The organism is Shewanella sp. NKUCC06_TVS, from assembly GCF_019345515.1.
In the GTDB taxonomy this organism is placed as follows: domain Bacteria; phylum Pseudomonadota; class Gammaproteobacteria; order Enterobacterales; family Shewanellaceae; genus Shewanella; species Shewanella oncorhynchi.
This window is the reverse complement of sequence record NZ_JAHKQX010000009.1, coordinates 81201-96434: the sequence shown is the minus strand read 5'-3', so window position 1 is coordinate 96434 and position 15234 is coordinate 81201. Positions and strand designations below refer to the sequence as shown.

General features: G+C 45.4%; 13 protein-coding genes. 2 read left to right on the top strand and 11 right to left on the bottom strand.

What is annotated here, in order from left to right:
- Positions 1-376: 376 nt before the first annotated feature.
- On the top strand, positions 377-2947 hold the full coding sequence (gene mutS / locus KO531_RS11720) for a DNA mismatch repair protein MutS (RefSeq protein ID WP_219251261.1): 2571 nt from the start codon (positions 377-379) through the stop codon (positions 2945-2947).
- 132 nt (positions 2948-3079) lie between these two features.
- On the opposite strand, the gene rpoS is transcribed toward mutS, so the two are convergent.
- The 11 genes from rpoS to mazG all read right to left on the bottom strand — a co-directional run bounded on the left by rpoS (position 3080) and on the right by mazG (position 13581).
- Positions 3080-4060, bottom strand: a complete 981-nt coding sequence (gene rpoS, locus KO531_RS11715) for an RNA polymerase sigma factor RpoS (RefSeq protein WP_028761361.1) — start codon at positions 4058-4060, stop codon at positions 3080-3082.
- 80 nt (positions 4061-4140) lie between these two features.
- Positions 4141-5037 carry a peptidoglycan DD-metalloendopeptidase family protein gene (locus tag KO531_RS11710; RefSeq protein ID WP_219251260.1) on the bottom strand — a complete coding sequence of 299 codons (897 nt, stop codon included), beginning with the start codon at positions 5035-5037 and terminating at the stop codon, positions 4141-4143.
- 100 nt (positions 5038-5137) lie between these two features.
- Positions 5138-5773, bottom strand: coding sequence for a protein-L-isoaspartate(D-aspartate) O-methyltransferase (locus tag KO531_RS11705; protein ID WP_028761363.1), 636 nt, complete (start codon positions 5771-5773; stop codon positions 5138-5140).
- The gene (gene surE, locus KO531_RS11700) at positions 5770-6519 is read right to left on the bottom strand and encodes a 5'/3'-nucleotidase SurE (protein WP_105251808.1); all 750 of its coding nucleotides are present in this window, start codon (positions 6517-6519) and stop codon (positions 5770-5772) included. Before surE ends, KO531_RS11705 begins: the two co-directional genes overlap by 4 nt.
- The gene (locus tag KO531_RS11695; protein WP_168822946.1) at positions 6516-7631 is read right to left on the bottom strand and encodes a tRNA pseudouridine(13) synthase TruD; all 1116 of its coding nucleotides are present in this window, start codon (positions 7629-7631) and stop codon (positions 6516-6518) included. Before KO531_RS11695 ends, surE begins: the two co-directional genes overlap by 4 nt.
- A 20-nt stretch (positions 7632-7651) precedes the next feature.
- Positions 7652-8137, bottom strand: coding sequence for a 2-C-methyl-D-erythritol 2,4-cyclodiphosphate synthase (ispF, locus tag KO531_RS11690; RefSeq protein WP_168822943.1), 486 nt, complete (start codon positions 8135-8137; stop codon positions 7652-7654).
- Positions 8138-8174: 37 nt separating this feature from the next.
- Entirely contained in the window at positions 8175-8966 is a 792-nt protein-coding gene (ispD, locus tag KO531_RS11685; protein ID WP_212601489.1) for a 2-C-methyl-D-erythritol 4-phosphate cytidylyltransferase, read from the bottom strand.
- A 12-nt stretch (positions 8967-8978) separates the two neighbouring features.
- Positions 8979-9278, bottom strand: a complete 300-nt coding sequence (ftsB, locus tag KO531_RS11680) for a cell division protein FtsB (RefSeq protein WP_105253074.1) — start codon at positions 9276-9278, stop codon at positions 8979-8981.
- 99 nt (positions 9279-9377) lie between these two features.
- Positions 9378-10673 carry a phosphopyruvate hydratase gene (gene eno / locus KO531_RS11675; RefSeq protein ID WP_105251763.1) on the bottom strand — a complete coding sequence of 432 codons (1296 nt, stop codon included), beginning with the start codon at positions 10671-10673 and terminating at the stop codon, positions 9378-9380.
- A 230-nt stretch (positions 10674-10903) separates the two neighbouring features.
- Positions 10904-12541, bottom strand: coding sequence for a CTP synthase (locus KO531_RS11670; RefSeq protein ID WP_012587102.1), 1638 nt, complete (start codon positions 12539-12541; stop codon positions 10904-10906).
- 116 nt (positions 12542-12657) lie between these two features.
- On the bottom strand, positions 12658-13581 hold the full coding sequence (mazG, locus tag KO531_RS11665; RefSeq protein WP_219251259.1) for a nucleoside triphosphate pyrophosphohydrolase: 924 nt from the start codon (positions 13579-13581) through the stop codon (positions 12658-12660).
- A 511-nt stretch (positions 13582-14092) separates the two neighbouring features.
- Between mazG and aguA the strand changes: the two genes are divergently transcribed.
- Positions 14093-15205 (top strand): agmatine deiminase, encoded by a 1113-nt coding sequence (aguA, locus tag KO531_RS11660; protein WP_219251258.1) that lies wholly within the window; start codon positions 14093-14095, stop codon positions 15203-15205.
- Positions 15206-15234 lie beyond the last annotated feature (29 nt).

Sequence of the window (15234 nt, the reverse complement as noted above, 5' to 3'; positions counted from 1 at the left end):
TAAGCTGTCAAAAGTGATATTTAATTTACAAACGGGTAATTCAAAAAGCCGCGCTTTTTGTCTTAATTCTGCTGACTAGTATACTGTACAATCATACAGTATCAAGACCTGTGACTGAATTATTTTTAGCTGATAGGATTTTTAATATGGCCAAGGTTTTAGCGAATATTAAATCAGATAATAGCTCCCTTTGATCAATATCCATCGTTAAGGGCTCAATTTTCGCTAAATTATTGCTAAGATTGGCGCAACAAATTTTGCGTGGTCTTTTTAGCTGAAAATTGTACAGCAGTCTTCCGCTTCCATAGCGCTTAATCACCCTTAACCACACAAACTGTATCGCCTTTAGGCAGTCACAACGGACGATAACGATTTAATGAATGTAATTGATACCGATGATTTAGAAAAACATACTCCTATGATGCGTCAGTACTTGACGATGAAAGCAGAACATCACGATATGTTGCTGTTTTATCGCATGGGTGACTTCTACGAGTTGTTTTATGACGATGCTAAACGCGCTTCTGAGCTATTAGGCATTTCACTCACTGCGCGCGGTAAAAGTGGTGGCGATCCTATTCCGATGGCGGGACTTCCTTACCATGCTGTGGAAGGCTATCTTGCAAAATTAGTTCAAATTGGTCAATCAGTTGCGATTTGCGAACAGATTGGCGATCCCGCGACATCTAAAGGGCCCGTAGAACGTAAAGTGGTGCGAATTGTCACACCAGGCACCTTAACCGACGAAGCGTTGCTACAAGAACGCCAAGACAATCTGTTAGCCGCGGTTTATCAAGGTAAAGTCGGTTTTGGTTATGCCACATTAGATGTTTCATCCGGACGTTTTGTGATTGCAGAGCTCGACACGCGAGAGTCATTAGAAGCGGAATTGCAACGCACTAATCCCGTTGAAATCCTCTACAGTGAAGACTTTGGCGAACTAGGTCTACTTAACGGTTTTAAAGGTAAACGTCGTCGCCCTGAATGGGAATTTGATTACGATACGAGTATCAAGTTACTACTGGCCCAGTTCGGCACTAAAGACTTACATGGTTTTGGTATCGCAGATGCACGTTTATCACTGCAAGCTGCGGGTTGCTTGATGCAATATGTCAAAGACACACAGCGCACGGCACTGCCCCATATCAATGCCATTATCCGCTTCAATCAAACCGATAGCATAGTGCTCGATGCAGCAACGCGCCGAAATTTAGAATTAACTCAAAACCTTGCCGGTGGCCGCGATAATACCTTAGCGGCAGTATTAGATAACACGGCAACGCCTATGGGCAGCCGTATGTTACAACGCTGGATCCATCAGCCTCTGCGAGATCCTAAACAAATCAAGGCGCGCCAACAGGCGGTGACTGAACTCCTCGATACCGCTGCCCACGAAAGTTTGCATGAGCAGTTAAAGGCACTTGGCGATATCGAACGTATCATGGCAAGACTCGCGCTGCGTACCGCTCGCCCAAGAGACTTTGCACGTTTACGTCAAGCACTGGGCTTATTGCCTGAATTACAACAGAGTTTAAGTACACTGAGCGCGCCGCACACGACTCAATTGCGTCAACACTTAGGTGAGTTCCCCACCGAGCAAGCCCTACTTGAGCGCGCGATAGTCGATAATCCTCCCATGCTTATCCGCGATGGCGGAGTGATCCGTGAAGGCTACAACAGCGAACTAGATGAATGGCGCGGCCTGAGCGAAGGAGCGAGTGATTACTTAGTACAACTTGAAGCCAGAGAAAAAGAACGTACTGGCATCAATACACTTAAAGTCGGCTATAACCGCGTACACGGCTATTACATCGAAGTGAGCCGTCTGCAATCCTCACAAGTACCGCTCAATTATCAACGACGCCAAACACTTAAGAATATGGAGCGTTATATCACGCCCGAACTTAAGGAATACGAAGAAAAAGTCCTCTCGAGCCAAGGTAAAGCCCTGGCACTCGAAAAGCAGTTATGGGAACAGTTATTCGATCTTATTCTGCCAAAATTGCATGAATTACAGGCTTTTGCTAGAGCAGCGGCTGAGCTTGATGTACTGAGTAACTTTGCCGAGCGTGCCGAAACCTTAGGCTACACTTGTCCAGAGCTGAGCCAAGATATCGGCGTACAGATAGAGGCTGGTCGCCACCCAGTGGTGGAGCGTGTTAGCCAAACGCCGTTTATCGCTAACCCAGTGACCTTGCACAACCAAAGACGTATGTTGATTGTCACCGGACCCAACATGGGCGGTAAATCGACCTATATGCGTCAAGTCGCCTTGATTACGCTGATGGCCCATATTGGTTGTTTTGTGCCAGCAGATCGCGCCCTGATTGGCCCAATTGATCGCATCTTTACCCGTATTGGCGCATCAGACGATCTGGCCTCTGGCCGCTCAACCTTTATGGTAGAAATGACTGAAACTGCCAACATTCTGCACAATGCCACTGCCAGTAGTTTAGTGTTAATGGATGAAATCGGCCGTGGAACATCCACCTATGATGGTTTATCGCTAGCTTGGTCGGCAGCAGAGTATTTAGCCCAGCAAGTCGGGGCTATGACCCTATTCGCCACCCATTATTTTGAGCTAACTCAATTACCTGACTTAATGGCAGGTGTTTACAATGTGCACCTTGATGCCATAGAGCACGATGATACCATCGCCTTTATGCATGCAGTACAAGAAGGCGCCGCCAGTAAAAGCTACGGCTTACAAGTTGCAGCGCTTGCCGGCGTGCCAAACAAAGTGATTAAAGCAGCGAAACATAAATTGCAGCAATTGGAGAGTCGCGATCATCAACCAGAAGGAACGAGGACGCCCATTCAAAGCTTACTCGCTTTACCTGAACCGGTTGAAAATCCAGCTTTGACTAAATTAAGTAGCATTAATCCCGATAACTTAACGCCAAAACAGGCGCTTGATTTACTCTATGAACTGAAACGCTTGAGCTAAACATCAGGTGATCTAAATAAAAGCCTAAAAATAACAACGCCCACTCTATAGTGGGCGTTTTACTTTATGGCGTGATCTCACACTAAGTGCATTTTCTGGATAGCTTCTCTGAAAGGCACCAGAAGACAGATATTAGTTTCTAAATAAAGCTTCAACAGATAAACCTTGAGAACCCAATAAATCACGTAAGCGTTTTAATGCTTCGACTTGGATTTGACGAACACGTTCACGGGTTAAACCAATTTCAGCCCCCACATCTTCAAGCGTAGAAGGTTCATAACCTAACAAACCAAAACGACGGGCTAATACTTCTCTTTGTTTTGTGTTCAACTCGTTAAGCCATTTCACCACAGAGTTAGAGATGTCTTCATCTTGCACTTTATAGTCAGGGCCAACACTATCATCATCGGCCAATACATCTAATAATGCTTTCTCGTTATCGCCCCCCAAAGGCGTATCAACAGAGGTAATTTTTTCATTCAGCTTAAGCATGCGGCTCACATCAGAGCTAGAAACTTGCAGTTTTTCAGCAATTTCTTCCGCTGTAGGTTCATGATCCAGTTTTTGTGCTAACTCACGGGCAGTACGCAAGTATACGTTGAGTTCTTTAACAACATGAATAGGCAAACGAATAGTACGAGTTTGATTCATGATAGCGCGTTCAATTGTCTGTCTGATCCACCAAGTCGCATAGGTTGAAAAACGAAAACCTCTTTCTGGGTCAAACTTTTCTACGGCACGAATTAAACCTAAATTACCCTCTTCGATAAGATCGAGCAGTGCTAAGCCGCGGTTATTATAACGACGTGCAATTTTTACGACGAGACGTAAATTACTTTCGATCATGCGATTACGGGATTTTGCACAACCTTTTAAGGCCTTACGGGAAAAGTAAACTTCTTCTTCTGCGCTAAGCAGTGGGGAAAAACCAATCTCACCTAGATAAAGTTGAGTGGCATCAAGATTTTTTTGCAGGTCATCTTGGACCTGTTGTTCTATTCCTAGCTCTTGGACTAGATCGGTGGCAACTTCTTCTTTTTCAAGATCAAAGTCTACGGTTTCTACGGAAAAATCTACTAGTGCTTCTGCGGCAGTGCTATTTATGCGGCTCATGATCAAATCTCCCAAACCTAATTAAACTGCTGAATTAGTGCAATTTCCTATCCTCCATTTGCCAACAAGGCCCCAAACAATCATTGTTTAGGTAAATAAGTAAGTGGGTTTACAGACTGTCCATGGTAACGAATTTCAAAATGTAACATTACCCGATTGGCACCTGTATTGCCCATTTTTGCAACAGTCTGCCCTGCGAGGACATGTTGCTTTTCTTTGACTAAGATCTTGTCCGTATGAGCATAAGCACTAAGGTAATCGTCACTATGTTTAATAATCACTAAATTACCGTAACCCCTAAGAGCACTTCCTGCGTATACCACCCGCCCATCTGCAGCAGCTTTGATGATATCTCCCCGATTTCCCGCGATCTTAATACCTTTATTTCCCTGCTCATTGGCAGAATAAGTTCCGATTAACTTCCCTCTTACTGGCCACTGCCACTGACTCACACTGGCTGGCAGTGTTGAGGTGGGTGGAACCATTAGTTGGTTAACGTTTTGTTGGGAACTTGTTACAAGGTACGCGGGCTTAGCTTTCTGATCAAGTGTTTTTTTCAGATCGTTACTTGACTTAGCATTAGACTGATAAACCTTATCATCTAATTGTTTTTTATCACTTTTACTTGAGTTAGCATCTGAATTACCCGTTATATTTCCATCTAAAGTCGTAGATTTTGATTGGTTACTAGATTTAGCATTAGTTAAATATAAAATCTGTCCAGGGTAAATTGTATAAGGGTTATCTAATTGATTAAGTTTAGCTATTTCAGAAAAGTCTTTCCCTGCCCCCCAAGAAATAGAGTAGAGAGTGTCACCTTTTTTAACTTTATATGAATTCGATTTAATGTGGCCTTTGCTATTTTTAGAGTAACTATGGGAAATATTTTCGACGGGTGCGGGTCTGCTGGCCTGAAAGCTACAGCCTACAAGCAGAAATATAAAGCAAAGGTTTAAGAGTAAACCCGCATTCAACAATAAAAACTCCTTGGTAAGGTTGTATTACTGTTTATGATGAAAAAATGACGCCTTCTGTGCAAAACAAGCACTTCGCTTAACACAGTAGCACAACACAAGGTTAAGCTAACTCTCCATTAATTAAAGGTACAAATTTAACCGTTTCAATGGTTTCAGAACTAAAGCGGTCAGCAGTGCGCGTAATACGCATCAATTGCTGAGTATCCTCTCCCACAGGTAAGACTAACACCCCTCCATCAGCCAACTGAGACAGTAAAGCTTCTGGTATAGTCGCCGCCGCCGCAGTTACCATAATGGCATCGAACGGACTACGATTAGCCCATCCCAACCAACCATCGCCATATTTAAACGACACATTATGCAAATCTAATCGTTTTAAACGCTGTCTTGCTTGAATTTGTAGACCTTTGATCCGTTCGATAGTACAAAGCTGAGGCACCAATTGAGCCAAAATGGCTGCCTGATAGCCCGATCCAGTCCCCACTTCTAACACTCGCTGTGGCATCTTGTGCAGTAAGAGTTCGCTCATACGGGCAACGATATAAGGCTGCGAAATAGTTTGCCCTTGTCCAATTGGCAAAGCCGTATTTTCATAGGCTTTATGGGCTAGCGCATTATCGAGAAACATTTCTCGCGGCGTATGCGATATCGCCTTTAACACGGCTTGATTACGGATCCCCGCATCTTGAAGCTTTTTAGCTAAATTCACCGCCGATGTTAAGGCAACTCGAGTCATATTTTATCTACCCAATTTTGCAATGCCGTTAGTTGTCCGTAGGCGGTTAAGTCAACCGTTAAGGGCGTAATTGAAACATAGCCATTGGCGATAGCATGAAAATCAGTGCCCTCTGTGGCATCCTGCTCTTGTCCCGGTGGACCAAGCCAGAAGATTTCACGTCCGGCAGGATCTTGCGTTCGCACTATGCCTTCGGCCTTATGACGAGCACCGAGGCGAGTCACTTTGATCCCTTTAATTTGATCAAGTGGCAAGTCAGGCACATTCACATTTAAGATCTGATCTTTTGCCAAAGGCTGGGCCAACAAACCTTGAACTATCCGCCGAGCATAAACAGCCGCCGATTGATAATGTTCGAATTTACGGCCATTAAGCGAAATCGCTATTGCAGGAAAACCTAAAAAGCGTCCTTCCATCGCGGCGGCAACCGTCCCCGAATATAAGGTGTCATCACCCATATTTGCCCCCGCATTGATGCCAGACACCACCATATCAGGTTCGCCATCACATAATTCTCGGATAGCCAAATGGACGCAATCTGTCGGTGTACCGTGAACGGAAATATAGCCATTATCTAACCTATTAATTCTTAATGGATTAGTCAAGGTTAATGAGTTGCTCGCACCAGAGCAATTTCGATCCGGCCCCACAGTCAGCACAGTCGCAATTTCAGCCAAAGCCTCAGATAAGGCTTTGATACCTGGAGCATTAATCCCATCGTCATTGCTAACAAGGATACGGATCATGACTCTGCTTCAGTCTTAACAGTATCAATGTTAGCCACTACGTTAGCGTTAATTACCTCAGGCGCAGGCTCCTGCACTAATGTAGCTTGCCATTGCTGCTCTTTAACATCTTGATAATTAACCAACTCTCTCAATAACGATGTTGCAAAACTGCCCGCAGGCAACACAAACTCCAGCACTAAGCCATCGGCGGTTTGTTCGTATTTAAGGCCTTGGGGCTCAAGCAGTAACGGACGGCGTTCTTGCTCTAATCCGGCGTGCTCTAAACCATAGCAATCGTCAGCTAACTCACTCATGGCTAAGGTTTCCACCGCAGCAGCTTCACCTTGGGGTAACATCATGCCGCGCCCCCACAATGGTGCAGAAAGTTGAATGTCTTTTTCAATCAGACGCTTCAATACGATGAGATCCCATTCAGGCGTAACAAAGAAGCTTTTGCTGCCCGCTAACATCACACAATCACCCGCTAAAGGCTTAGTGCCATGGTTGGCTAATCGGTACGACACTACAGTGTTAAACAGATTTGAGCGCACGGCAGACAAATACATGCTGCGCTTATTTCTGTCTTTCACTTTTTTACCCGCCATCATTTGGCGACCAAACACTAAGTTTTTGCCATCATGACCAAATCGCTGCTCACCAAAGTAATTGGGCACGCCCACTTGAGCGACCTTTTCGATACGACTGATAATGTCTTCCACTTGGGTGACATTTCTCAGGGTAAGAATAAAGCGGTTACCGACTAAGGCACCAATTCGCAGTTTCTTGCTGTGGCGGCTGCTCGACAATATGGTCAAACGATCGCTATTGAGCTCCTTCCAAGTAGGCGTTTCTTTACCTGGAATACGCACCCCGAACCACTGTTCTGTGATGGCATTTTTATCTTTTTGCCCAGCGTAGGTGACTTCCTTTGGATGCACCTTAGCGAACTTAGCGATCATTTCAGCGACTTGTACTGTATTTAGCCCTTCTTTGCGTACATGCAGCATATGATGTTCACCTTCACCCGTCGGGCTAAAAGGCAAAATCTCTTTCACAATAAAATCGCTATTTTGGGTTCTTAGATCTGCTGTACCTAAAGGCTTACCATACAGATAATGTAATTCGCTCATGGGACTTTTTTACTCTTAAGTTAATCGTGTTTGCGGGCCATAAGTACCACGGCTTCTACCGCAATACCTTCTTTACGCCCGGTAAATCCAAGCTGTTCAGTCGTGGTCGCTTTGACATTAATATCGTCAAGTTCCGCGGTTAAATCGGCGGCTAATATCTGGCGCATTGCCTCTATGTGCGGTGCCATTTTAGGAGCTTGGGCTATGATAGTGACGTCAAGATTGCCGAGCACAAAGCCTTTCGCTCTCGCTAAAGCATAGCAATGACGCAGCAATACGCGGCTATCGGCACCCTTATAGGCGGCATCGGTATCGGGGAAATGTTTGCCTATGTCACCGAGCGCTAAAGCACCGAGGATGGCATCGGAAATCGCATGCAGTACCACATCACCATCTGAATGTGCGACTAGGCCTGTTTCATAGGGTACTTCCACGCCACAAAGGATAAGTGGCCGCGCCGCACCAAATTTATGCACATCGAAACCATGGCCGATACGGATTTTCATTTAATATTCCTAACGTATTATTTTACTTTGATTATGACTATTTAACGGCACGCATCAAAAACAGTTCGGCTAGCCCTAAATCGTCGGGATGCGTTACTTTTATATTATCAGCACGGCCCGAAACGAGTCCGGGTGATATCCCCGCCCATTCCATCGCCGAAGCCTCATCTGTGACTACCGCACCTGCAGCCAGAGCCGCATTGAGGTAATTTTTTAATTGCTGCGCTGGAAATAACTGCGGCGTCAATGCATGCCATAAATTATCGCGGCACACAGTGGCACTGATTTCACCCTGTTTATTCGCGCGCTTCATGGTATCGCGTACAGGCATTGCCAAAATAGCACCTTGGGGGAATTGCACTCTAGATGCGAGTAACTTGTCGATATCCGTCGCGGTTAAACAAGGTCTTGCCGCATCATGCACTAAGGCCCAACTGTGCTCGGGCGCAATTTGCAGCGCCGCCAACACAGAATCAGCGCGCTCACCGCCACCTAATACTGTAATCAATTTGGGGTGCACGGCCTGTGGCAAGGTATCGAAGATAGTATCGTTCGAATGTAAGGCGACGATCACTTGAGAAATGTGCGGATGGGACAAGAGCTTATCTAAGGTATGAGCAAGAATACTCTGGCCGCACACCTCAAGATATTGCTTAGGTCTGTCGGCGCCCATACGGCTACCTATGCCTGCGGCGGGAACGATGGCAACCACAGCTTGAGTGACATGCTCAGCTTGGCGCTGCAATTCAATTTGTGTTACCAGATCAGATTGACTATCGGGATTGGATTGTTCATTTAATCCAAGATCTAAATGTCCTAGCTCTGTCATCCTAACTCCATATTACTGAGATGGACTCGATACCGAGCGCTCACCACCCACGACGCGATAGAAGGTCTCGCCTTCTTTAACCATGCCAAGTTCGTTACGTGCGCGCTCTTCGATGGCTTCTGTACCACTTTTCAGATCGATGATTTCTTCCTTCAGCACTTGGTTACGCTCATTGAGTTTGGCGTTACCTTCTTGCTGGGCGGCAATTTGTTTTTGCAGAACGAAATATTCAGGAAGACTATTACCTCCCGACCAAAGACGGAATTGCAGTACACCGAGTAGCACTATGAGTGCAATGACAAAAAATTTCATGGAGGAATTAGCGTCAGTATCTTGGATTAAAAAAATATACAGCAGATAGTACAACAAAAAAGGCCACCAAGTGGTGGCCTTTTTACATCAAATATTAAATTACGCCTGACCTTTGATCTCTTTCAAACCACGGTATGGGGCTTTTTCACCTAATTGCTCTTCGATGCGCAGCAATTGGTTGTATTTAGCGACACGGTCAGAACGACACAGTGAACCGGTTTTGATTTGACCAGCAGCAGTACCCACGGCTAAGTCAGCAATGGTTGAATCTTCAGTCTCACCACTACGATGTGAAATCACGGCGGTATAACCCGCTTCTTTCGCCATACGAATAGCCGCTAAAGTCTCAGTCAATGAACCGATTTGGTTAAACTTGATAAGGATTGAGTTAGCAATACCGTTTTCAATACCACGGGTTAAGATTTTAGTGTTAGTAACGAATAAATCGTCGCCCACTAATTGGATCTTGTCGCCCATGATTTGAGTTTGGTAAGCCCAACCATCCCAATCTGATTCGTCTAAGCCATCTTCGATAGACACGATTGGGTATTGGTCAGCCAATGATTTTAAGAAATCAGAGAAACCGTTCGAGTCGAAGACTTTGCCTTCGCCCGCTAAATCGTATTTGCCGTCTTTGTAGAATTCAGATGCAGCGCAATCCAGCGCTAACGTCACATCAGTACCTAACTTGTAACCAGCCAGTTCAACCGCTTCTTTGATAATGGCTAACGCATCAGCGTTTGACGCTAAGTTAGGTGCAAAACCACCTTCGTCACCCACAGAAGTGCTTAGGCCTTTGTCGTGCAATACTTTTTTCAGCGTATGGAAAATTTCAGCGCCCATGCGCAGTGCTTCACGGAAAGTTTTCGCGCCAACAGGTTGCACCATGAATTCTTGGATATCAACGTTGTTATCCGCGTGCTCGCCACCGTTTAAGATGTTCATCATAGGCACAGGCATAGAATATTGGCCTGGTGTACCGTTTAATTCAGCGATATGCGCGTATAAAGGAATACCTTTAGATGCTGCAGCTGCTTTAGCAGCCGCTAAAGACACAGCCAGAATCGCGTTTGCGCCTAACTTGTCTTTGTTTTCTGTGCCATCTAAGTCGATCATGATTTGATCAAGCTCAGCTTGTGCCGTCGCATCTTTGCCTAATAATGCAGCGCGGATGACACCGTTTACGTTAGCAACAGCGGTTAATACGCCTTTGCCTAAATAACGGCTCTTATCGCCATCACGTAATTCTAACGCTTCACGGCTACCGGTTGATGCACCAGAAGGCGCCGCAGCCATACCCACAAAACCACCTTCTAAATGCACTTCGGCTTCAACAGTTGGGTTACCACGAGAATCCATAATCTCGCGACCAATCACGTTAATAATCTTAGCCATAACACCCTCGATTTAAGTTTAAAGATAAAAGAAAAAACCAATACCTATGGGAATAAATGGAAGTCACATACCGCAGAAAATAACAAAATTCCATTTACGGTTTGCGTCCATACAGATGCAACGGATACGCATGCTGTTTACACCCAGAAGTATTAAATTCTTATGTTTCAAGTCGCGACGAGTGTAGCAAAAGGCCGGCCCCACTGTCGCGGGTCCGGCCTCAAATATTCTTACTTCAGATCACGTTTTTGATGCGCACTTGCCGCAGCAATAAACCCTTCGAACAATGGGTGACCATCGCGCGGCGTTGAGGTGAATTCAGGATGGAATTGACCTGCAACAAACCATGGGTGATCTTTTAATTCGATCATTTCCACCAGTTTGCGATCAGAAGACAGACCGCTGAAGATCATGCCAGCTTGCTCTAAACGCTCTCTGTATTTGTTGTTCACTTCGTAACGGTGACGGTGACGTTCTACACAGCTGTTGCCTTTGTAGGCTTGAGCCGCTTTTGAACCCTCGAGTAAATGACACAATTGAGCGCCTAAACGCATAGTGCCACCTAAGTCAGACGCCTCATGGCGCTGCTCAACATTACCTTCTTCGTCAATCCATTCAGTGATCAAACCCACCACTGGGAACGGTGTTTCTTTATTGAATTCAGTTGAATGTGCATCAGCCATACCTGCAACATTACGCGCAAATTCAATCAGGGCAACTTGCATACCTAAACAAATACCGAAATACGGTAGATTGTTTTCACGGGCAAATTTTGCCGCCAGTATCTTACCTTCAACACCACGCTCGCCGAAGCCGCCTGGTACTAAGATACCGTCTAAGCCTTGTAAGACTTCTTCGCCTTTAGCTTCTACGGTTTGTGAATCAATGTACTTGATGGTCACAGATACGCGGTTTTTAAGGCCAGCGTGTTTTAATGCTTCGTTAACTGACTTATAGGCATCTGGCAGTTCAATGTATTTACCCACCATACCAATAACGACTTCGCCGTTTGGATTAGCTTCTTGATAAATCACATTTTCCCACTCAGACAGATCCGCTTCACGGCATTCTAAACCGAAACGCTTAACCACTAAGTCATCCAAACCTTGTGAACGTAACAAAGCTGGGATTTTATAAATACTATCAACATCTTTTAATGAAATAACCGCACGCTCTTCGACGTTACAGAACAGCGAAATTTTGGCTTTTTCATTCGCAGGAATAGCACGATCACCACGGCAAACCAGCACATCTGGTGCAATACCGATAGAACGCAGCTCTTTCACTGAGTGTTGAGTTGGCTTAGTTTTCACTTCGCCTGCAGCACCTAAGAAAGGCACTAAGGTTAAATGCATGAACAGAGTACGATCACGACCCAGCTCAACACCGAGCTGACGGATAGACTCTAGGAACGGCAAAGATTCGATATCACCCACAGTACCGCCGATTTCGACGATAGCCACATCATGGCCTTCGCCACCTGCTAATACTTTTTCTTTAATCGCATTAGTAATGTGTGGGATAACCTGAATGGTTGCGCCCAAATAATCGCCACGACGTTCTTTACGTAATACTTCTTCGTAAATACGACCGGTAGTGAAGTTGTTACGACGATTCATCTTCGTACGGATGAAACGCTCATAATGACCCAAGTCGAGATCTGTTTCTGCACCGTCTTCAGTAACAAATACTTCGCCATGTTGGGTTGGGCTCATGGTACCCGGATCAACGTTAATGTAAGGGTCCAGTTTCATGATGGTTACATTGAGACCGCGGGCCTCTAAAATTGCAGCTAATGATGCTGCTGCAATGCCTTTACCTAGTGATGAAACAACGCCACCAGTAACGAAGATATACCTTGTAGTCATGCTGAACCTGAGAAAATGAGTTTGAAAATACGTGCTTGTAAGAAAGCACTAGGACGGGGCAGTAGTATACCAAAGGCGGCGCGATTCGACAAACACCAATCGGGATAATTTGCCGTTTATCTCGTCTCTGTCGCTTTTACTTGGTCCCAATAGGCATCAAGCTCCATTAATGTGTGCTCTTCCATGCTTTTACCGCTGTCACTCGCCAACTGTTCTACACCGCGAAAACGGCGTTCAAATTTAAGATTGGCTTGGCGCAACACTTGTTCTGGATCGACCTTAAGATGTCGAGCTAAATTCACCACGGCAAACAGCAAGTCGCCCATTTCGGACTGCACTTTCGCTTGATCTTGCTCGGGTTGATTCACTTCATGCAAGACTTCATCGATTTCTTCGTGGATTTTAGCAACCACGGGCTCAAGCTCGGCCCAATCAAACCCGACTCGTGCCACCCTTTGCTGAATTTTAATTGAGCGCGACAGCGCAGGTTGGGTACGCGGAATATTGTCTAACGCAGAAACCACAGTATCAGCTTGGGTTTCACCCGCCACTTGCAGGGCCTTTTGTTCACGCTCAATCGCCTTAATTGCTTCCCAATTGGCTTTCATCGCTTGGGCGCTATCGCCTATTTGCGGATTTTGCTCACCGAACACATGGGGATGACGACGGGTTAACTTGTCGCTAATTTTCTCAATCACGCTCGTAAAGTCAAACTTGCCTTGCTCTTTACCGAGCTGACAATAGAATACGATTTGAAATAACAAATCCCCGAGTTCATCGGGTAACTCATCCCAGGCTAAACGCTCTATGGTATCGGCAACTTCATAGGCCTCCTCTAAAGTAAAAGGCACTATGGTTTGAAAGGTTTGCGCTTTGTCCCACGGGCAACCCGTGTGCGGATCACGCAGTTTTTCCATGATCTTAAGTAGCGGCTCTACATCTGTTATAGACAGTTCCGTTGTAGACAGTTCCGTTGTAGAAGTTTCAGTGATAGAAGGTTCAGTAGAAAATGAGGTTAATGGCGCCGTATGGGAAGTCATGCTGATGTCCTTTAAAGATAAATGCTAAAACAGGCTAATACTCAGGAAGAACAAAAAGAATACGCCTCAGCAGTGCTTATTAGCGAAAGGCTATAATAAAGCGATGATGATAAGCTAGGTAAAATAAAAGCGCTATTTTGATGCTGAGATCAGATTTTAGTGCCGTATTTCAACTAAGACTTATTTTAACGAAAGAGCGTTCGCTCCATTTCGTAATTCACTCATCTCGTGAGCAATAAATTGACAACCTTGTTACCCTGCAAATTCTCATCTATGTCCTGCATACAAGTATTTAGCGCAAGCCATCTTAAATGATAAGATACGCAGCAATATTTCAATGAAGCTAAAACTCACCGAGTGAAGACCTGACAATTTCGGCCAAACTATGCACATGATAAATGCGGTCCTTCAATTTATTCATTTGATTGATGTTAGGTATATTTCGATTCTGTCGTCCGATGTTAGGACGCACACCCTTATCGTTTTTTAAGCATTACTGGAGACAAAACTCATGACAAACGTGACAGTGGATGCCACGCAGTTAACGACTAAGCCATCCCAAGATGGTTTTTATATGCCTGGCGAATGGGCTGCGCAGCAAGCGGTGTGGATGATTTGGCCCTATCGTCCTGATAACTGGCGTGCCGCTGGTGCTTATGCTCAGGCGACCTTTGCTATGGTGGCCGATGCCATTGGTGCAGCAACTCCAGTGTATATGGGTGTTCCTAAAGCCTTTTTAGCGGAAGCTCAAAAAGTGATGCCATCGCACGTCACTTTGGTCGAAATGGACAGTAACGATTGCTGGGCTCGTGACACTGGGCCAACAGTGGTTGTAAATGACAATGGCGAATGCCGTGGTGTTGACTGGGGTTTTAATGCTTGGGGCGGCCATAACGGTGGTTTGTACTTCCCATGGGATAAGGACGAGCAAGTCGCGCAGCAAATGCTTGCGCAGCATGGTTTTGCCCGTTACAGCGCGCCGTTGATCCTCGAAGGTGGCTCCATCCATGTCGATGGTGAAGGCACCTGTATGACAAGTGCAGAATGTTTACTCAATGCCAACCGTAACCCTGAACTGACAAAAGAACAGATTGAAGACTTACTGCGTGACTATTTGAATGTTAAGCAGTTTATCTGGTTGCAAGATGGCGTGTATATGGATGAGACCGATGGTCATATCGACAATATGTGCTGTTTTGCCCGTCCTGGTGAAGTCATTCTGCACTGGACTGATGATGAATCCGATCCACAATATCCACGCTCAAAAGCAGCGTTAGAGGTGTTGCAAAATACCGTAGATTCCAAAGGCCGTAAGTTAAAAATCCATCTGTTGCCACAACCGGGGCCGCTGTATTGCACCGAAGAAGAATCAAAAGGTGTGGCTGAAGGCACTGGCGTGCCACGCACGGCGGGTGAGCGTTTAGCCGGTTCTTATGTGAACTTTTTAATCACCAATAATCGCATCGTGTTCCCGTTGCTTGATCCTGCAACCGATGATATCGCAGCCGAAAAACTGCAGGAAATCTTCCCAGAGCATGAAATTGTGGGTGTGCCAGCCCGTGAGATTTTATTAGGTGGCGGCAATATCCATTGTATTACTCAGCAAATCCCTGCTGGAAAGTAACCCAAGGAGAACAGCATGACGATTGATGT